Annotated in this window: 14 protein-coding genes; 11 read left to right on the forward strand and 3 right to left on the reverse strand. The window is 72.8% G+C overall.

Annotated elements, in window-relative coordinates; genetic code table 11:
* Positions 1 to 25: 25 nt before the first annotated feature.
* The 8 genes from ACFC1R_RS20365 to hemW all read left to right on the forward strand — a co-directional run bounded on the left by ACFC1R_RS20365 (position 26) and on the right by hemW (position 12,098).
* The gene (locus tag ACFC1R_RS20365; protein WP_375940450.1) at positions 26 to 3,184 is read left to right on the forward strand and encodes an amino acid adenylation domain-containing protein; all 3,159 of its coding nucleotides are present in this window, start codon (positions 26 to 28) and stop codon (positions 3,182 to 3,184) included.
* Between the two features lie 5 nt (positions 3,185 to 3,189).
* Positions 3,190 to 4,512, forward strand: coding sequence for a glycosyltransferase (locus tag ACFC1R_RS20370; RefSeq protein ID WP_375940452.1), 1,323 nt, complete (start codon positions 3,190 to 3,192; stop codon positions 4,510 to 4,512).
* Positions 4,513 to 4,524: 12 nt separating this feature from the next.
* Complete coding sequence (locus ACFC1R_RS20375; protein ID WP_375940454.1) at positions 4,525 to 5,274, forward strand: class I SAM-dependent methyltransferase; 750 nt, start codon at positions 4,525 to 4,527, stop codon at positions 5,272 to 5,274.
* 14 nt (positions 5,275 to 5,288) lie between these two features.
* A complete protein-coding gene (locus tag ACFC1R_RS20380) occupies positions 5,289 to 6,395 on the forward strand; it encodes a DegT/DnrJ/EryC1/StrS family aminotransferase (protein ID WP_375940456.1) in 1,107 nt (368 codons plus the stop codon).
* Positions 6,388 to 7,134, forward strand: a complete 747-nt coding sequence (locus tag ACFC1R_RS20385) for an SDR family NAD(P)-dependent oxidoreductase (protein ID WP_375940458.1) — start codon at positions 6,388 to 6,390, stop codon at positions 7,132 to 7,134. The genes ACFC1R_RS20380 and ACFC1R_RS20385 overlap by 8 nt, the downstream gene beginning before the upstream one ends.
* Positions 7,135 to 7,201: 67 nt before the next feature.
* Positions 7,202 to 8,182, forward strand: a complete 981-nt coding sequence (locus ACFC1R_RS20390) for a radical SAM/SPASM domain-containing protein (RefSeq protein WP_375940460.1) — start codon at positions 7,202 to 7,204, stop codon at positions 8,180 to 8,182.
* 718 nt (positions 8,183 to 8,900) lie between these two features.
* Positions 8,901 to 10,799: an AMP-dependent synthetase/ligase gene (locus ACFC1R_RS20395; protein ID WP_375940462.1), complete on the forward strand. Its 1,899-nt coding sequence runs from the start codon at positions 8,901 to 8,903 to the stop codon at positions 10,797 to 10,799.
* Between the two features lie 69 nt (positions 10,800 to 10,868).
* On the forward strand, positions 10,869 to 12,098 hold the full coding sequence (hemW, locus tag ACFC1R_RS20400) for a radical SAM family heme chaperone HemW (protein WP_375940464.1): 1,230 nt from the start codon (positions 10,869 to 10,871) through the stop codon (positions 12,096 to 12,098).
* An 83-nt stretch (positions 12,099 to 12,181) separates the two neighbouring features.
* On the opposite strand, the gene ACFC1R_RS20405 is transcribed toward hemW, so the two are convergent.
* On the reverse strand, positions 12,182 to 13,036 hold the full coding sequence (locus ACFC1R_RS20405; RefSeq protein WP_375940466.1) for a DUF3097 domain-containing protein: 855 nt from the start codon (positions 13,034 to 13,036) through the stop codon (positions 12,182 to 12,184).
* 146 nt (positions 13,037 to 13,182) lie between these two features.
* Here ACFC1R_RS20405 and ACFC1R_RS20410 point away from each other — a divergent pair, with 146 nt between their 5' ends.
* Positions 13,183 to 14,493: a C2 family cysteine protease gene (locus tag ACFC1R_RS20410; RefSeq protein ID WP_375940467.1), complete on the forward strand. Its 1,311-nt coding sequence runs from the start codon at positions 13,183 to 13,185 to the stop codon at positions 14,491 to 14,493.
* Between the two features lie 41 nt (positions 14,494 to 14,534).
* Here the strand turns inward: ACFC1R_RS20410 and ACFC1R_RS20415 are convergent, their stop codons facing one another.
* Together ACFC1R_RS20415 and htpX are read right to left on the reverse strand one after the other, a co-directional pair.
* Positions 14,535 to 15,113 (reverse strand): hypothetical protein, encoded by a 579-nt coding sequence (locus ACFC1R_RS20415; protein ID WP_375940469.1) that lies wholly within the window; start codon positions 15,111 to 15,113, stop codon positions 14,535 to 14,537.
* Positions 15,114 to 15,134: 21 nt separating this feature from the next.
* Positions 15,135 to 16,058, reverse strand: a complete 924-nt coding sequence (htpX, locus tag ACFC1R_RS20420; protein WP_375940471.1) for a zinc metalloprotease HtpX — start codon at positions 16,056 to 16,058, stop codon at positions 15,135 to 15,137.
* 295 nt (positions 16,059 to 16,353) lie between these two features.
* On the opposite strand from htpX, the gene hrcA reads away from it, so the two are divergent.
* Entirely contained in the window at positions 16,354 to 17,367 is a 1,014-nt protein-coding gene (hrcA, locus tag ACFC1R_RS20425; RefSeq protein ID WP_375940478.1) for a heat-inducible transcriptional repressor HrcA, read from the forward strand.
* 71 nt (positions 17,368 to 17,438) lie between these two features.
* Positions 17,439 to 18,584: a molecular chaperone DnaJ gene (gene dnaJ, locus ACFC1R_RS20430; protein WP_375940473.1), complete on the forward strand. Its 1,146-nt coding sequence runs from the start codon at positions 17,439 to 17,441 to the stop codon at positions 18,582 to 18,584.
* Positions 18,585 to 18,646 lie beyond the last annotated feature (62 nt).

Raw genomic sequence — 18,646 nt, forward strand, 5'->3', positions numbered from 1 at the left:
AATCAATCCGAAGGAGAGTCAGCAGATGCCCCCTGCTCTGCTTTCCATACCCGAGGCACTGGCCGACCAGGCGTTCCGGACACCGGAGGCGACGGCCCTGCGCGACGCGTCCGGCCGACTGACCTACCGCGAGCTCCAGGAGCGTGTCGCGTGCGTCGCCGGAGCCCTTCACGACAAGGGCGTGCGCCCCGGGGACGTGGTCGCCCTGCGCGCTCCGCGCGGCACCGCGGCGGTGCTCGCCCTGCTGGGGGTGCTCGCGGCCGGGGCGGCCTACCTCCCCCTGGACCCGGCGGACCCGGTCGCCCGGACGGCGGACCTGCTGGCCGACGCGGGCGTCACCCTGGCCGTCGTCGACGAGGCCGCCGCGGACGCGGGACCGCCGGGCGCCGGCATCCAGGTCGCCGCTCTCGCCGAGCTCCTCGCCGCCGGACCCGCCGCCGAGGCGCCACCGGGGCCGGCCGAATCGACGCAGGCCGCCTTCGTCCTCTGTACCTCCGGCACCACCGGCCGCCCCAAGGTCGTCTCGGTGCCGCACTGCGGGGTGGTGCGCCTGGTGCGCGACCAGGAGTACGCCCGCTTCGGCCCGGGCGACACCGTGCTGCAGCACTCCCCGCTCTCCTTCGACGCCTCCGTCCTGGAGATCTTCGCCGCCCTGCTCAACGGCGGTGAGCTGGTGATCGGCCCGCCCGGGCGACTCTCCCCGGCGGACCTCGGCAAGGTGCTGCACGACTTCTCGGTCAACACGCTCTACCTCACTGCCTCGCTGCTCCACCTGGTCGTGGACGAGGAGTTGGAGGCCCTGCGCGGCGTGCGGCTGCTCATGACCGGCGGTGAGTCGGCCTCTGCGGAGCACCTGGAGCGGGCCCGCCTGGCACTTCCGCTCTGCCGGCTCGTCGAGCTCTACGGTCCGACCGAGACCACGGTCGCCGTCACCGCGTACCCGATCGACCCCGACCGCCCGGTCGCCTCTCCCGTGCCGATCGGCCGGCCGATCGCCGGCGCGGAGGTGCACCTCGTCGGCGAGGACGGCCAGGCCGTGCCGGACGGGGAGGTGGGCGAACTGTGGCTGGGGGGCGTCGGACTGGCCCACGGCTATCCGGGCAGTCCCGAGCTGACCGAGCAGAAGTTCGTCCCCCATCCGGACGGCACACCCGGCCGCCGGCTCTACCGCAGCGGTGACCTGGGCCGGCGCCGTCCGGACGGGGCCATCGTCTTCGCCGGACGGATCGACGACCAGGTCAAGATCGAGGGCCACCGGATCGAACCCGGCGAGATCGAGCACGCGCTGCGCCGCCACCCCGCGGTCGCCGATGCCTTCGTGCACGCCGTGCGGGAGCCGGGCGCGGATCAGCGCCTGGTCGCCTACCTGGTGCCCCGCACCGGGCACGCGCCGCTGGACGTCCCGCAGGCGCGCGGGCACCTGGCGGGCCTGCTGCCAGGCTATATGGTGCCGGGGCAGTACGTGTGGCTGGACCGCCTGCCGCTCAAGGAGAACGGCAAGGTGGACCGCCGCCTGCTCCCGCCGCCGCCCGCGCCTGCGCCGCCCGCGTCCGCACAGCCCGCGTCCGCACAGCCCGGGCCGAGGCTCTCCCCGACCGGGCGCCAGGTGGCGCAGATCTGGTGCGAGGTGCTGCGCCTGGACGCGGCCGGCCCCGACGACGACTTCTTCGCCTGCGGCGGCACCTCGATCGGCGCCTCCCGGGTGGTCGCCAGGATCCGCAGGCAGCTCGGGGTCGAACTGCCGCTCGCGGTCATGTTCGACACGCCGACCGTGGCCCAGGTCGCCCGCGCGGTGGACGTCGCGGCGGCCTCCGCGGCGGACCTGCGCCCGGCGCCGTCACCCGCCGCCGGGCCCGCGCCCACCGGTGAGTTCACCACCCAGCTCGCGCCGCAGCAGCGCGCCCGGCTGCGCGCCAACCGCGCCGCGGCGGACGGCCGCACGCAGCCGGTGCTCACCCTGCACCGGCTGAGCGGCCCGCTGGACGTGGCGGCGCTGCGATCCGCCCTGGACGCGCTGACTGTCCGTCATGACATCCTGGCCACACGCTATCGCGAGGCCCCGGATTTCGTCGGCGTGGTCGCCCCGGCGGCCGGGCGCCGCTGGCCGCTCGAGGTGCGGCTGCTGCCGCAGGCCCGGCACGACGGCGAGATCGAGGCCATGCGCGGCGATCTCGGGTTCGGCCGCCTGCCCTTCGATCTGACCCAGGGCCCGGTGGTCCGGGGCCTGCTGGTCACCGACGGCGGGACCGAGCACGTCCTCGCGCTGGCCGTCGACCACATCGCCTTCGACGAGCTGTCCGCCGAGATCCTGACCACCGAACTCGCCGTGCTGTACGGCCGGGCCCGCGGGCTCGGCACGGCCGCGCTGGGCCCGGTGACCCAGTACCAGGACTACGCCCGCCTACAGGCCGAGCGGTACGCCGCCCCCGGCGGGCAGGCGGCCGTCGACCGGGCCGTCGAGCGGCTGTACGCCGCCGGCTTCCGGCCACCGCTGCCGCTGCCCGCCCACCCCGGCTACGATCCGCGGGCGACCGGCCGGACCGGCACGGTCGAACGCGAGCTGCCCCCGGTGGGACCGGTGGCCGAGGCGTGGCTGGCCACCCAGGGGATCACGCCCGCCTGCTTCTTCCTGAGCGTGCTGGCCCGCGCGGTGTCCGCGGTCGTCGACGGCGAACGCTTCGGCTTCCAGGTCTCCCAGTCCGGGCGCCACCTCCCGGGGACGGACACGACCATGGGCTGCCTCACCGAGTTGGCCTTCGTCGACTTCGAGCGCGCCCGGTGCGCGGACCCCGGCGACCTGTTCGAGGACGCCCGGCGCCAGTTGGTACGCCTCGTCACCGACCCCCCGCCGCTGGCCGCCGCGCTGGACCGGCTGCGCGCCGAGGGCCGCGCCGCGGAGGTCGAGCGGCTGCGCGATCGCCCCTACCTGCTGTTCCACCACCGACAAGAGGCCCCCGTGATCTCCTTCGCCCCCGATCTGCAGCTGACCGCGCTGCACCCGACGCCGCACCCGGGCGTGCGCCGCGATCCCGTCCTGACGGTCAACACCCGCTCGGGGCCGAACGGGGGAGCGGTCTTCCTGGAGTACGTCGAGGACGCCTATCCCCGCGACCTGGTCGCCGGGCTCGCCGACGCCGTGGTCGGCGCGGCGGCCGAGCTGAGCGCCTGGGCGGGCTCGCGGTGAGCGGGGTGCGCAGCCGTCCGTCGCGAGCCCGGGGCGCGATGGCCCTGGCCGAGTGGGCCGCCCTGGCCACGGTGCTCGGCGGCACGGCCGCCGGAGCGCGCAACATCGTGCGTTCGGCCCAGTGGAAGCGCCGCAGCCGGGAGGACTTCGCCGCCCGGCGGCCCGACGAGCGGCCCGGCGCGGCCTACGTCTACCTCCTGATCCCGGCGCTGCGCGAACAGCAGGTCATCGAGGGCACGTTGGCCCACCTGCGGGCTCTGGACTACCCCGCGGACCGGTTCGAAATCATCGTCGCCGTCGACGTGAAGGAGACCGGGGAGCGCACCACCGCCGAGGTGGTGGAGGAGTACGCCAAGCACCACCCCGACGGCGCGCCGATCACCGTCGTCACGCACGGCGGCCGCGAACAGCGCCGCAGCCTCCAGCTCAACGCCGCACTGGAGCACGTGCGCGAGGAGGTCAAGGAGCGGCGGCGCGGGGACCGGGTCATGGTCGGCGTCTACGACGCCGACTCCCGTCCCGAGGCGCAGACGCTGGCCTACATCGACGACCAAGTGAGCCGCAACCCGCAGGCGCTGGCGTTCCAGCAGACCGTCACCTACCTGGCCAACGGCGCCGCCCTGGCCGGGGGGCGCGGGCTGCTGCACGCCAACGCGGTCTACCAGAGCCTGTGGAACTACGCCTTCGAGATCCCCCGGATGCTCGCCTCCCGCGACCGGATCGCGGCCGGCCGCACGCTGCCGTTCCCGCCGTACTGCATGGGCCACGGCGAGTTCTTCGACCTGCGGGCGCTGGAGACGGTCGGCGGGTTCCCCCGTACCGGGCCGTGCGACGGCATCCAGATCGGCTTCGCGCTGTCCAGGGAGGGCATCGCCGTCCACCCGGTGCCGTTCGACGACTCCTGCGAGTCGCCGACCACCCACGGGGGCCTCGTCCGCCAGCACACCTTCTGGTACTCGGGGACCCTGCAGTTCTTCCGCTGGTACACACCGCGCTCGCTCAGCCCCCAGGCCGTCCTGCCCGTGCTCACCCACACCGCGGTGGCCGGCAGGTGGCTGTGCCGCCCCGCGGTGTTCGCCCTCGCCGCGGTGGGTGCCCACCGCCGCGTCGGCTGGCGGGGACCGGCGGCGCTGACGGGGCTGATGTACGGCTACTACGAGCTGGGCGCGGAGGCGCTGCGGCGCACCAGCCCGCCCGAGACCGGCACCGCGGCCCGTTCCACCCGGGGGCGGATCCCGCTGGCGGTGGCCTTCAAATCGCTCGGCGCGGCCAATGCCGTCGGCCGGATGCTGCTGGGCAAATCGACCTTCAACAAAGTAGAGCGCTGAGAAGAGGAACATATGGACGAGAACTGGGTATCCGCCTTCCTGGCCCACAAGGAGATGGAGCCGAACCGCACCGGTCACGCGATGCTGCCGGCCGGTCCCCCCGTGTGGGGCGGCCGCGACGCGTCCGCCGAGGTGCGCGACGCGCACCGCGACAGCCTCGGGCTCGGCTGGCTCTACTACGGCCTGACCCGGGCGCTGGAGCCGCGCACGGTGCTCAGCATCGGCTCGGGGCGCGGCTTCGTGCCGATCCTGCTCGCCAAGGCGCAGCGTGACCGCAACGCGCCCGCCATCAACTTCGTCGACCCCTCGTTCGACGACGACTTCTGGACCGACGCCGAGCGGGTGCGCACCTGGTTCGCGTCCTTCGGTGTGGAGGACCACATCGTCCACCACCAGATGACCACCGAGGAGTTCTCGGCCACCGACGCCTGCGCGGAACTTCCCCCGATCGACCTGCTGTTCATCGACGGCGGACACTTCTACGAGCCGGTGGAGACCGACTTCCGGCTGATGTCGCCCCGCCTCGCGCCCGGCGGCACGATCATCTTCCACGACACCGTCAGCCGCAGCGCCAACCCCAAGTGGTCGGGCCCGCGCAAGCTGCTCCTGGAGATCGAGGAGCGCTACCCGCAGTGGCAGATGCTGGACCTGCCGTTCGGCGCGGGGGTGACGGTGATGCGCGAGCGCGCGCCGGAGTCGCTGCCCGCCTACTTCCAGGGGCTCTGCGAGCAGTGGCCCGACCCGGACTCGACCGAATTCTGAGGGGGACCCCAGTGGTGACGACCCAACACCGCCTCCAGGAGCGCATCGAGGCAAGGATCCGCGAGAACCTCCTGGGACTGGTCGACAGCAAGCAGTGGAACATCTATCGCGGACGGTTCGTCAACGCGGTCCAGGCCCGCGCCGAGGAGCTCCTCGGCGTGCCCTGCCTCACCACCAACGCGGGCACCTCGGCCATCGAACTGGCCCTGCGGGCGCACGGCATCGGACCGGGCGACGACGTGGTGATCCCCAGCTCCACCTTCGTGGCGACCGCCCAGGCCGTGCTGCTCACCGGCGCCCGGCCGGTGCTCTGCGACGTCGACGACGCCACCTTCAACCCGGAGCCCGAGCACGTGGCGGCGGTGCTGACCCCGGGCACCAAGGCGGTGCTCTTCGTCCACACCTTCGGCAACCCCTCGGGCGCCGGCCGGGTCGCGGCGTTCTGCGCCGAGCGGGGCCTGCTGATGCTGGAGGACGCCGCCCAGGCGCTCGGCGGTCGGCTGGGCGGTCGCCCGATCGGCTCGCTGGGCGACGGCGCGGCCTTCAGCTTCAACACCTCCAAGCCGGTGAGCTGCGGCGACGGCGGCATGTTCGCCGCCGCCGACCCGGAGGTGTACGAGCGGGCGAAGGCCATCCGGCACGCCGGGCTGCGCGAGGTGCCCGACGGACGATTCCTGGCCCACGAGATCGGCGGCAAGTCACTGATGACGGAGTTCCAGGCCGCCGTCCTGGAACCGCAGTTGGACGTCTTCGAGGAGCTGGCGCGGGTGCGCGTCGACACCGCGCTGCTGCTGCGCGAGCAGCTCCCCAAGGTGTCGCCGCACGCCCGGCTCCAGCACATCGACGACGACGCGGTCAGCGCCTGGCAGCGGGTCGCCATCACGCTGGACACCCCCGCACGCGCCGAGCAGGCCCTGGTCGAGCATCCGTGGCTGGAGCGCTTCTACGCCGCGGCGCTCGTCGACGAGCCGGTGGTGGCCCGGCACGCCGTCTACACCGAGGAGATCGCCCACCGCTGCCGCGACCAGTGGGGACGGCTGGTCGGCGTCACCCTGTGGCCGTTCCAGGACTTCGCCGAACTCGTCGGCCGGACCGCGGATCTGAAGGACGGTCATGTCTGAGCGAGCGATGCCGGCGGCCCCTCGGGATCCGGGCTGGGCCGCCGGCTCCACCCTCCTGGTGACCGGCGCCGGCGCCGGGATCGGAGCCGCGGTGTGCCGCGCCTTCACCCTGGCCGGCGGCGAGGTGATCAACCTGGGGCGCTCCCCGGCACGGGGGCCCGGGGTCCGCAACCACCTGGTGGACCTCGGCGACGCCGAGGCCGTGGACGCCGTGCTGGCCGAGCTGGACCGCGCCGGCACGCCCGTCCGGTACCTGGTCAACAACGCGTCGCTGCGCCAGACCCGGTCCCTGGACGGCGCGGACCGCGCGCACTGGCGGGAGACCTTCGAGGTGAACCTCTTCACCCCGATGGAGCTCTGCCGCACGGTGGGCGGCCGCCTGCCGTCCGGCGGGGCGATCGTCAACGTCACCTCGGGGGCGGCCCGCCACCTGAGCGCCGGGACCGCCGCCTACGCCGCCTCGCAGGCCGCGCTGGAGGCGGCCTCCACGGTGCTGGCCCGCGAACTGGCCGAGCGCGGCGTGCGGGTGAACACGGTCGCCCCCGGCCCGACGGACACCCCCGGCCTGCGCCGCGCGGTAGACAGCGGGCAGTCCCTGGACGAGACCCGGCTGGCCGAACGGATCCCGCTGCGACGTCTGGGGCAGGCGGAGGAGATCGCTGCGGTGATCATGTTCCTGCTCTCCCCGGCGTCCGGCTTCGTCACCGGCCAGGTCCTGCCGGCCAACGGAGGCCTGTGATGCCGGCCCCGGCCCGGCTCGGCCCGGGCCCCCGCGCCGCCGCCAAATCCGCTGAAGGGAAGGTCCGTTGACCTCGATCGACCCAGCAGGAGAGGAAGGCACCGCCTACCTCTCGCTGCAGAACCCCTGCAACGCCAGCTGTCCGATGTGCCTGAGCTGGCGTGACGACAGCATCCTGCCGCCCAAGGCCGTGTTCGACACCGTCCGCGCACTGGCCGACCAGGGCTGGCGGCGACTGCTCTTCACCGGCGGCGAGTTCGTCACCTACCCGGAGTTCGACGCCCTGCTGGAGCTGACCGCCCAGCTCGGTCTGGACTTCGGCTTCATCACCAACGGCACCGTCCTGGACCCCGCCTACGACGCGCTCCTCGACTCCCCGGGACTGACCAAGGTGGTGCTCTCCCGGGACCACGCCGATCCGGAGCGCCACGCCAACTGGCGCAAGCTGCCCGCCTTCTCCGACCAGGTCATCGCGGACGTCTTCGCCCGGCTGTCGGCCCGCGGTGTCTTCTGCCAGGTCAACACGGTGCTCATGCCCTCCAACGCGGACGACCTGGCGGCCTTCGTCGACCTGCCGTTCTGGCCGAGCATGGACCTGTGGCACCTGATCCCGGTCAAGGGGCCGATGGCCAGGGGCTGGACCGACGAGTCCCGCAGGCGCTTCGCGGCCACGGTCGCCGAGCTGAGCGCGGCACCGGGACCGGCCCCCACCCTGATCAGCCCCATCCCGTCCGGCTTCGCCGAGCTGCCGCTCGCCGAGGTCCGCACCTCGCGGCCGACCGAGACCGCCGTCCGGGGACGCTCCTGCGCGGTGGAGCTGGGCCAGCTCTACATCGACGCCTCGGGCCATGTGCTGCCGTGCAACTCCATCGCCTGGGAGGAGCGCCGCACCATCGGCTTCGGCAGCCTCCACGAGGAGTCGCCAGAGGTCATCCTCGACCGCCGCCGCCGGGCCCTGGACTCCGCGCACAACAGCGACCGCCTCGGCTGCCACGCCTGCGACCCGCTGAACTTCGCCGCCAACGCCAGAACCGCCGCGCACCACTGACCGCGAGCCGCTCACGCCGGCCCCCGCCCGACACGCAGGGCGGGGGCCGCTCTCCAGGGTGCCGTAGCGGTTGCCCCGGGCCGTCGCCCAGTCGTCAGCGTCCTGGGCACCTGGCCGGGGGTGCCGAGCTTGCCGCCTCATCTTGCGGGGGCGGCCCGGCTGGCCGGTCCTGGGTGGGGTGGGGCCGGTCAGGACAGCGTTGCGTTGCAGTCGGAAGGTCCAGGTCACGTTCTCGGGCAGGGCGGTGACGTCCTCGTGGTGGTGGGCGGCGTCGGCGACCACGTCGATCGTCCGCTCGGGCAGTGCGGTGGCGAGGTCGGTGACCAGGGCGATGGCCGGCCGGGTGCGCGAGGCGGTGCCCTCGCCCCGCCCCAGTGCCCACAGCACCGGCCGTGCGATCGGCTTCGCGAACCTCACACGGGGCCGGCGAACACCCGCCCGCCGATCATGAAATCGACTAAAGTCGAGTGGGGCGGAGCGGGGCTCTGGCGCCCCGGGGTCGGGCAGGTTTCGTGTGCATCCGTACCACCACCCCGCAGTGAGGCTGCACTGCAGGTCCGTCGGTGTGCCAGCCTGCGGAACCCTCTTACGGAATGGCGCGCTTACCCCTAGGCTGCGTATTGCCCTCTTGTTACTGGCAAGTTAATAAGGCGGGCCGGTCGGCCTGCCCCCACAGCCACCGCCCTCACCCTCGGCCACCCGCCCCCGGAGGTCCTCGTTGAGCACCGCGCAGACCATGATCGAGCGACGTCCGCCCTCTGTCGCCCACCTCTTCCTGGACCGGGTCGCGGCCACTCCGGACGCCGAGGCGTACCGCTTCCCGGCGCCCCTGGACGAGCACGCCGCCGACGGCGCACCCGGCGCCGAGCAGTGGCGCTCGCTGACCTGGGCGCAGACGGCCGAGCGGGTCAAGGCGGTGGCGGCGGGGCTGATGGCGCTCGGCGTCCGGCCCGAGGAGCGGGTCGCGATCGCCGCCTCCACCAGGGTCGAGTGGATCATCGCGGACCTCGGCAACATGTGCGCGGGCGCCGCGACCACCACGGTCTACCCCAGCACCAACGCCGAGGAGACCGCCTTCATCCTGGCCAACTCCGCCAGCACGGTGCTGTTCGCCGAGAACGCCGCGCAGCTCGCCAAGGCCGTCGCCGAGCGCGCGAAGCTGCCCGAGCTGCGGTTCGTCGTCCTCTTCGACGGCACCGCCGAGCGCCCAGAGGACGAGGGCCTCGAAGTGCTCACCCTGGCCGAGCTGGAGCGGCGCGGCAGCGAGTACCTCGCCGAGCACCCCGACGCGGTCACCAAGGCGGTCGACGCGCTCGACCGGGAGCAGCTCGCCACCCTGATCTACACCTCCGGCACCACCGGCCGCCCCAAGGGCGTGCGCCTGGTGCACGACTGCTGGGCGTACCAGGGCGTGGCCCAGCAGGAGAGCGGGCTGCTGCGCTCCGACGACGTGCAGTTCATGTGGCTGCCGCTCTCGCACGTCTTCGGCAAGGCGATGATCTCCGGCCAGATCGCCACCGGCCACGTGATGGCCGTGGACGGCCGGGTGGACCGGATCATCCACAACCTGCCGGCCATCAGGCCGACCGTGATGTGCTCCGCGCCGCGCATCTTCGAGAAGGTCTACAACGGCATCGCCGGGAAGGCCAGAGCGGAGGGCGGTGCCAAGTACAAGATCTTCCTGTGGGCGGCCAAGGTCTCCCGCGACTACGCCAGGGCCACCCAGGCCAGCCTGGTCGCCACCGGCAAGGCCGGCGCTCCCCTCGCGCTGAGCCTCCAGCACGCCGTCGCCGACAAGCTGGTCTACGCCAAGATCCGGGCCGCCTTCGGCGGGCGGCTGCGCGGTTCGGTGTCCGGCAGCGCGGCGCTGGCCCCCGAGATCGGGTACTTCTTCAAGGGCGCGGGCGTGCCGGTCCTGGAGGGCTACGGCCTGACCGAGACGAGCGCGGGCACCAACGTCAACCCGGCCGAGGACTACCGCATCGGGACGGTCGGCCTGCCGCTGCCCGGCACCGAGGTCCGGATCGCCGAGGACGGCGAGATCCTGCTGCGCGGCCCCGGTGTCATGCGCGGCTACCACGACCTGCCCGAGCAGACCCGGGAGGTGCTGGAGCCGGACGGCTGGTTCCACACCGGTGACATCGGCGAGCTGGTCGAGGACGGCTACCTGCGGATCACCGACCGCAAGAAGGACGTCTTCAAGACCTCCGGCGGCAAGTACGTCGCCCCCACCGAGATCGAGAGCAAGTTCAAGGCGGTCTGCCCGTTCGTCAGCAACGTCCTGGTGATCGGCAACGGCCGCAACTTCTGCACCGCGCTGATCGCCCTGGACGAGGGCGTGATCATGCCCTGGGCGAGCGAGCGAGGCCTCGGCGGCAGGTCGTACGCCGAGGTGGTCGCCACCCCGGAGGTCAGGGAACTGGTCGACGGCTACGTCCGGAAGGTCAACGCCGAGCTCCAGCGCTGGCAGACGATCAAGAAGTTCTCGCTGCTCCCGCGCGACCTGGACGTCGAGCACGGTGAGCTGACCCCGAGCCTCAAGATCAAGCGCCCGGTGGTCGAGCGGGTCTACGCCGACGCGGTCGCCGAGATGTACCAGGGGGCCAACGAGGCGTGACGCCACCCGGTCCGGTCCGGCTCCGGTCCTGATTTCAGGGTGTCGTGAGCCGTACCGGACAATGGGGGCATGCCCTCCGCACTCCCCGACGGCGAACCCGTGCCGTCCGACGGTTCCCTGCCCGACCACGCCCTCGCCGGTCTGGGCCGGCGGCCGTTCGGCTTCTACGTGCACGTGCCGTACTGCGCCACCCGGTGCGGCTACTGCGACTTCAACACCTACACCGCCACCGAGCTCCGCTCGTCCGGCGCGGTGGCCTCCCAGGAGACGTACGCCGACAACCTGATCGCGGAGATCCGGCACGCCCGGCGGGTCCTGGGCGACGCCGAGCTGCCGGTGCGGACGGTGTTCCTCGGCGGCGGCACGCCGACCCTGCTGCCCGCGCGGGACCTGGTGCGGATGCTGGCGGCGATCCGGGACGAGTTCGGTCTGGCCGCCGACGCCGAGGTGACCACGGAGGCCAACCCGGAGTCGGTGAACCCCGCCTACCTCGCCGAGCTGCGCGAGGGCGGCTACAACCGGCTCTCCTTCGGCATGCAGAGCGCCCGCCCGCACGTCCTGACGCTGCTCGACCGGCACCACACGCCGGGCCGCCCCGAGGCGTGCGTCGCCGAGGCGCGGGCGGAGGGCTTCGAGCACGTCAACCTCGACCTGATCTACGGCACCCCCGGTGAGTCCGACGACGACTGGCGGGCCTCGCTGGACGCCGCGATCGGCGCCGGGCCCGACCACGTCTCGGCGTACTCGCTGATCGTCGAGGACGGCACCAAGCTGGCCGCCCGGATCAAGCGCGGCGAACTCCCCATGGTCGACGACGACGTGCACGCCGACCGCTACCTGATCGCCGAGGAGGCGCTCTCCGCCGCCGGCTACTCCTGGTACGAGGTCTCCAACTGGGCCACCACCGACGCGGGCCGGTGCCGCCACAACGAGCTCTACTGGACCGGCGCCGACTGGTGGGGTGCGGGCCCCGGCGCGCACAGCCACGTCGGCGGTGTGCGCTGGTGGAACGCCAAGCACCCCGCCGCGTACGCCCAGGCCCTGGCCGAGCGGCGCACCCCCGCGCAGGGCCGCGAGGTCCTGCCGGACGAGGACCGCCGGGTCGAGCGCATCCTGCTCGAACTGCGCCTGCGGGAGGGCTGCCCGCTCTCGCTGCTCGCCGCCGACGGCCGGCGCGCCGCCGAGCGGGCCCTGGCGGACGGGCTGCTGGACGCGGGTGCGTTCGGTGCGGGGCGGGCCCGGCTCACGCTCCAGGGGCGGCTGCTGGCGGACGCGGTGGTCCGCGACCTGGTCGACTGACCGACGGGCCTCCGGCAGGGGCCGGCCGGCCGTCCCGGGGGCGGTGGAGACGGCCCGCGCCCCTGCGGACGGGCCCCTCGCCGCTAAGGGGTTTCCGGGACGGTGACGAAGTCGATCAGTTCCTCGACCTTGGCGAGGAGCTGCGGCTCCAGGTCCTTGTAGCTGTGGACCGAGGCGAGGATGCGCTTCCAGGCGGCCGGGGTGTCGAGCGGCCAGCCGAGGCGGCGGCAGATGCCCTCCTTCCACACCTCGCCGCGCGGGACGGCGGGCCAGCCCGGGATGCCGACGCTGCCCGGCTTCACGGCCTGCCAGATGTCGACGTACGGGTGGCCGACGACCAGCACGCGGTCGCCGGTGACCCGGGCCGCGATCCGCTGCTCCTTGGTGCCGGGCAGCAGGTGGTCGACCAGGACGCCCAGGCGGCGTCCCGGCCCCGGGGCGAACTCGGCGACGATCGCGGGGAGGTCGTCGATCCCCTCCAGGTACTCCACGACCACGCCCTCGATCCGCAGGTCGTCGCCCCAGACCCGCTCGACCAGCTCCGCGTCGTGCCGCCCCTCGACGTAGATCCGCGACTCCCGGGCCACCCGGGCCCGTGCGCCGGGCACGGCGATCGAACCGGAGGCGGTGCGCCCCGCCCCCGCCCCCGCCCCGGCGCCCTGCCGGGCGGGCGCCGGGGCGGCCGGGCGGACCAGTGTCACCACCCGGCCCTCCAGCAGGAAGCCACGGGGCGTCAGCGGGAAGACCCGGTGCTTGCCGAACCGGTCCTCCAGGGTGACGGTCAGGCCCTCGGCGGTCTTCTCGCACCGCACCACGGCCCCGCAGAACCCCGTACTCACCTCCTCGACCACCAGGTCGCGCTCGGCGGCCACCTCCGGCGCGGGCTGCTGCCGCTTCCACGGCGGGGTCAGGTCGGGTCCGTACTGCCTGCTGTGCATGCGGCCGACTATATGAAACCTGGTGCGGTGTCAGGGAGCGGGCGCACGAGGCGGGGCGCCGCCCCCGCCGGTACAGGTGTCGGGGAACCCTCGTATCCTCTTGGTCGCCCGTGGGCGAGGCACGGGCACGCGACGGGGGAGGGCACGTGGGTTACCACCGCAACAACTGGCAGCAGGCGGCCAACAACGTGGCGGGCTACCTCCCGTTCGGCCGCGAGGTCATGGCGGTGGTGAACATCACCAAGGCGTTCACCGACGAGGTCGGCCTGGAGCGGCTGAAGTACGTCCCCGACGGTCACCCCGTGGTGGAACTCCCCTGGCAGCCGCCCGGCCCGCCGCCGGACCCGGCCCGGGTCGAAGCGGTCGGCCGCCAGGCCTGGGAGGCGCTCTTCGCCGACACCGACCGCTTCGGCGCCCGTCCGCTGCTGGACCAGGTCGGCAACCTGCTGGTGCCGCTGCCGCCCGCCGAACTCGACCTGGTGATCCGCCGGTTCGGCCCGCAGGGGCTGCTGCGCTGGGACGAGCTGATGCACGTCACCGACGCGAACGAGGAGGAGGCGTACGACTTCTACCGGCAGCAGGAGGTCTTCAACTGGCTGCTGCGCACGGTCAGTCCGTACGCGACGATGCTGATCGGCGACTCGATGCCGTGCAGCCAGCCGACGTACCGGCTGCTGCCGGAGGACGAGCGTGCGGGCAGGACCGCCGGCTGGGTGCTCCCCGAGGGGCCGTTCGCCCAGGTCGACGGCACGTACCTGACCGAGAACTGGCAGCGGGTCTCGGCCTCCACGGAGGCGATGAGCTGGCAGGACATGGACCAGGGCCGGTTCGGTACCTGCTGGATGCTGACGTCCATGCAGGCCGTGCTGCAGGCCAACCCGGCCTACGCCCCGCGCCATCTGCGCCAGGAGGCCAACGGCTCGGTCACCTTCACGCTGTACGAGAAGGGCCGGCCGTACGACGTGACGGTGGTCGCCGACCTGCCGATGGTCGGCAACAGCCTGTACGGGGCCAAGGGGCACAGCAGCGACCCGCGCTACGCCGAGACCTGGCCCGGCTACTACGAGAAGGCCGTGGCCCAGTGGTACCGGGGGTACGAGGAGATCGCCCACGGCGGTCTCGCCGCGCGGGCGCTCGCGTTCCTGACCGCCAGGCCCGTGCAGGACATCGACATCAGCTCGCCCTGGGTGATCCACGAGATCGCCGACCGCAAGGCGCGGGGCCAGGCGGTGACCGTCGGCACCAAGGGCCAGGGCAGCGACCGGGACACCCTGATGGGTGGCCGGCTCGCCACCAGCCACGCCTACTTCGTCAAGGACGTCGACGTCCCCGGGGGCCGGATCTGCCTCGGCAACCCGTGGGGCGACGGGGCCTCCCGCACCATGTGGGAGGCCTGGCTCGGGTTCCACGACATCCAGCACTACCTCTCCAACGCGGAGGCGGCCTTCACCTGGTAGCCCGTCGGCAGCTTCCCGGCAGCCCCCGGCCCGGCCCGAGGTCAGAGGCCGGGGGCACCCCAGACCGGGAACCAGCGGGACAGGTCGGGCTCGATCCGCAGGTCGTCCGCGAGCATCGCCTTGACCTGGATCTCCACCGGGTTGTTGCGCTTCTCGCCGGGGAGCGGGGCGAACGGGTAGAAGGTGCCGCGCTTGTAGAGGTAGACCAGGCCCAGGGGCTGGCCGCTCTCGTTGCGGAAGGCCACGATCGAGCAGAGCAGCTGCGGGCCGAAGCCGTTGGCCTCCAGCTCACTGTTGACCGCGTGCAGGTCGTTGACCAGCTCCGGCAGCTCCTCGGGGGTGTGCCGGGCGAGCAGCCAGGAGTAGCCGTAGGAGTCCTGGCTGGCCTCGACCGGCGCGCCGCCGCGCCCGGTGTCGGCGTCGAGCAGCGCCCGGACCTGCCGCTCCACCTCGCCGAACGCACCGCCCTCCACCGCGGCGAAGCACACCGAGCCGAGCCCGGTCGGGCGGAACCCGGCCGCCGCCTGAAGGGTGAGCGCCGCCGAGGGCACGGCGAAGAGCTGGTCGAGATCGGGCCTGACCGGCTTGGTGCGGCCGAAGAGGGCGTCCAGGAATCCCACGGTGGTCCTTTCGAGGTGCGGTCAGCGGCCGAGCTGGGCGGAGATCCGGGCGAGCTGGGCGAGCCGCTGCTCCAGCGACGGGTGGGTGGACAGCAGCTGGCTCGCGGTCTCCCGGGCACTCAGCGCGGGCGCGAAGTAGAAGGCGTTGTACGGCTGCGCCTGGCGCAGGTCCTTGCTCGGGATGGCCGCGATCTGACCTGTCACCTTGGTGAGCGCCGAGGCCAGTGCGCTCGGCCGGCCGGTGAGCTGGGCGGCGGCCCGGTCGGCGGCCAGCTCGCGGTAGCGGGAGAGCAGCCTGGTGAGCAGGAAGCTGATCGCGTAGACCACCATGCTGACCAGCGGGATGATCAGCATCGCGATGGCCGCGTTGCTGTCGTTGTTGTTGCGGTTGCCGCCGCCGATGAAGCCGCCGTACAGGGCGATCCTGGTCATCACCCCGGCGAGCACGCCGAGGAATCCGGCGATCGTCATCACGGCGACGTCCCGGTGCGCGACGTGCGAGAGCTCGTGGGCGAGGACGCCCTCCAGCTCCTCCGGCTCCAGCCGGCGCAGCAGCCCGGTGGTGACGCAGACCACGGCGTTCTGCGGATTGCGGCCGGTGGCGAAGGCGTTGGGCATGTCGTTGTCGGCGACCGCCACCCGGGGTTTGGGCATGTCGGCCAGGGCGCAGAGCCGGTCGATGGTCCCGTGCAGCTGCGGGTACTGCTCCGGGGTCACCGACCGGGCGCCCATCGCCCGCTCGGTGATCTTGTCGCTGAACCAGAACTGGGCCACGAAGAGGCCGCCGGAGATCAGCACGATCAACGGCCACGCCCCGCGCAGCAGGACGATCAGGACGCCCGTGAACCCGACATAGAGCAGCCCGATGAAGAACATCGTGACGACCATCCGCCCGGTCAGGCCGCGGTCGGGTGCGAAGCGGGAGTGCTGGGATGAAGCCGACATCTCTGCTCCTTCGTTGCCGTCGCTCGCCTTCGATGCTGCCACTCGCGGAGCCCCGGGGCACCGACTTCACACCGGAGATCCGGCAAGGATCACCGGGGCGGCCCGTTCCTGCCGTCGGACCCGGGCCGTACACTGGCAGGTACGGTTCTGGCACTCTGCCTTCCAGAGTGCCAAGAGAGCCGGGCAGCCATCGGTTCAACGGACGAAGACGGAGGTGCGTGCCGTGTACAGCGAGCGCAGTGCTGACGAGCGCAAGGCAGACGCGCGCCGCCTCGACCGTCGCGAGATCCGTCCGCTGGACGAGCGCAGGCTGGCCGTGCTGCGCGCGATCGTGCAGGACTACGTGGGCACCGAGGAGCCGGTCGGCTCGAAGGCCCTGGTCGAGCGGCACAACCTGGGTGTCTCCCCGGCCACCGTGCGCAACGACATGGCGGCCCTGGAGGACGACGGCTTCATCCACCAGCCGCACACCAGCGCCGGCCGGATCCCGACGGACAAGGGCTACCGCCTGTTCGTCGACCGGCTGGCCGAGGTCAAGCCGATGAGCGCGCCGGAGCGCCGGGCGATCCGGCACTTCCTGGACGGCGCGGTCGACCTGGACGACGTGGTGGCCCGTACGGTCCGGCTGCTCGCGCAGCTGACCAGACAGGTCGCGGTGGTCCAGTACCCTTCGCTGTCCCGGTCGACGGTGCGGCACATCGAGCTGGTGGCGCTGGCCCCGGCCAAGGTGATGCTGGTGCTGATCACCAACACCGGCCGGGTCGAGCAGCGGCTGGTGGACTGTCCGGGCACGGTCGGTGAGAGCGTGCTGGCCGATCTGCGCTCCCGGCTCAACGCCGGCGCGGTCGGCCGGCCGCTGCCCGAGGTCCCCGGCGCGCTGGAGGAGCTCCCGGGCGCCTTCGAGCCGGACGACCGCCCGACGGTCAGTGTGGTGCTCGCCACGTTGTTCGAGACGCTGGCCGAGCAGAACGAGGAGCGGATCATGCTGGCCGGCACGGCCAACCTGACCCGCTTCGGACACGACTTCCCGCTCACCATCCAGCCGGTGCTGGAGGCATTGGAGGAACAGGTCGTCCTGCTCCGCCTGTTGGGTGAGACGGCGGATGCTGGGATGACGGTCCGGATCGGTCACGAGAACGAGTACGAGGGGCTCAATTCCACCTCTGTCGTCTCGGTCGGTTACGGTTCCGGCGACCAGAGTGTGGCAAAACTCGGGGTGATCGGTCCGACCCGGATGGACTACCCGGGCACAATGGGGGCGGTGCGAGCGGTGGCACGGTACGTGGGTCAGATCCTGGCCGAGTCGTAAGAGAGGCCGCTGGTTGAACCGGCGGTGACCAGTCGCAAGCACTTCTACAGGCGGAACAAGCGGAGCATTTGGTGGCCACGGACTACTACGCGGTACTCGGCGTCCGACGGGATGCGGGGCAGGACGAGATCAAGAAGGCGTTCCGGCGCCTGGCACGCGAACTGCACCCGGACGTCAACCCGGACCCGAAGACGCAGGAGCGGTTCAAGGAGATCAACGCCGCCTACGAGGTGCTCTCCGACCCGCAGAAGCGGCAGGTGTACGACCTCGGCGGCGACCCGCTGTCGCCCAACGGCGGCGGCGGTGGAGCGGGCGGCTTCGGCGCCGGTGCGGCGGGCTTCGGCTTCTCCGACATCATGGACGCCTTCTTCGGCGCCGCCTCCGGCCAGCGCGGCCCGCGTTCGCGGACCCGGCGCGGCCAGGACGCGATGATCCGTCTGGAGATCACCCTGGAGGAGGCCGCGTTCGGCACCACCAAGGAGCTCCAGGTCGACACCGCCGTCACCTGCACCACCTGCTCCGGCGAGGGCGCCGCACCCGGCACCTCCGCGCAGACCTGTGACATGTGCCGCGGCAAGGGCGAGGTCTCCCAGGTCACCCGGTCCTTCCTGGGCCAGGTCATGACCTCCCGTCCCTGCCCGCAGTGCCAGGGCTTCGGTACGGTCGTCCCGACCCCGTGCCCCGAGTGCGCGGGCGACGGCCGGGTCCGCGCCCGCCGTACCCTCACGGTCAAGATCCCGGCCGGTGTGGACAACGGCACCCGGATCCAGCTGGCCGGCGAGGGCGAGGTCGGCCCCGGCGGCGGCCCCGCCGGTGACCTCTACGTCGAGATCGCCGAGACCGCGCACCCGACCTTCCAGCGGCGCGGGGACGACCTGCACTGCACCGTCACCATCCCGATGACGGCCGCCGCGCTCGGCACCCAGGTGCCGCTGCAGACCCTGGACGGCCTGGAGGAGGTGGACATCCGTCCCGGCACCCAGTCCGGGCAGTCCATCCCGCTGCACGGGCGCGGCATCACGCACCTGCGCGGCGGCGGCCGGGGCGACCTGATAGTGCACGTCGAGGTGCAGACGCCCACCAAGCTCGACCCCGAGCAGGAGGACCTGCTGCGCAGGCTCTCCTCGCTGCGCGGCGAGGAGCGTCCCTCCGGGCAGTTCGCGCCGGGGCAGCAGGGGCTGTTCTCGCGGCTGAAGGACGCCTTCAACGGCCGCTGAGCCGGTGACTGTCGAGCCCGCCTGCTGGTGAGGCTCCCGGCGCCCGGCGACTCCCGTGGGAG

The sequence above is a fragment of the Kitasatospora sp. NPDC056138 genome, assembly GCF_042264695.1.
In the GTDB taxonomy this organism is placed as follows: domain Bacteria; phylum Actinomycetota; class Actinomycetes; order Streptomycetales; family Streptomycetaceae; genus Kitasatospora.

Coding starts and splice junctions, on each gene's coding strand:
- ACFC1R_RS20375 (WP_375940454.1), top strand. CDS start 4,525: ATGGACGAGAACTGGGTATCCGCCTTCCTGGCCCACAAGGAGATGGAG.
- hemW (WP_375940464.1), top strand. CDS start 10,869: ATGCCCTCCGCACTCCCCGACGGCGAACCCGTGCCGTCCGACGGTTCC.
- ACFC1R_RS20405 (WP_375940466.1), bottom strand. CDS start 13,036: ATGCACAGCAGGCAGTACGGACCCGACCTGACCCCGCCGTGGAAGCGG.
- htpX (WP_375940471.1), bottom strand. CDS start 16,058: ATGTCGGCTTCATCCCAGCACTCCCGCTTCGCACCCGACCGCGGCCTG.
- ACFC1R_RS20385 (WP_375940458.1), top strand. CDS start 6,388: ATGTCTGAGCGAGCGATGCCGGCGGCCCCTCGGGATCCGGGCTGGGCC.
- ACFC1R_RS20365 (WP_375940450.1), top strand. CDS start 26: ATGCCCCCTGCTCTGCTTTCCATACCCGAGGCACTGGCCGACCAGGCG.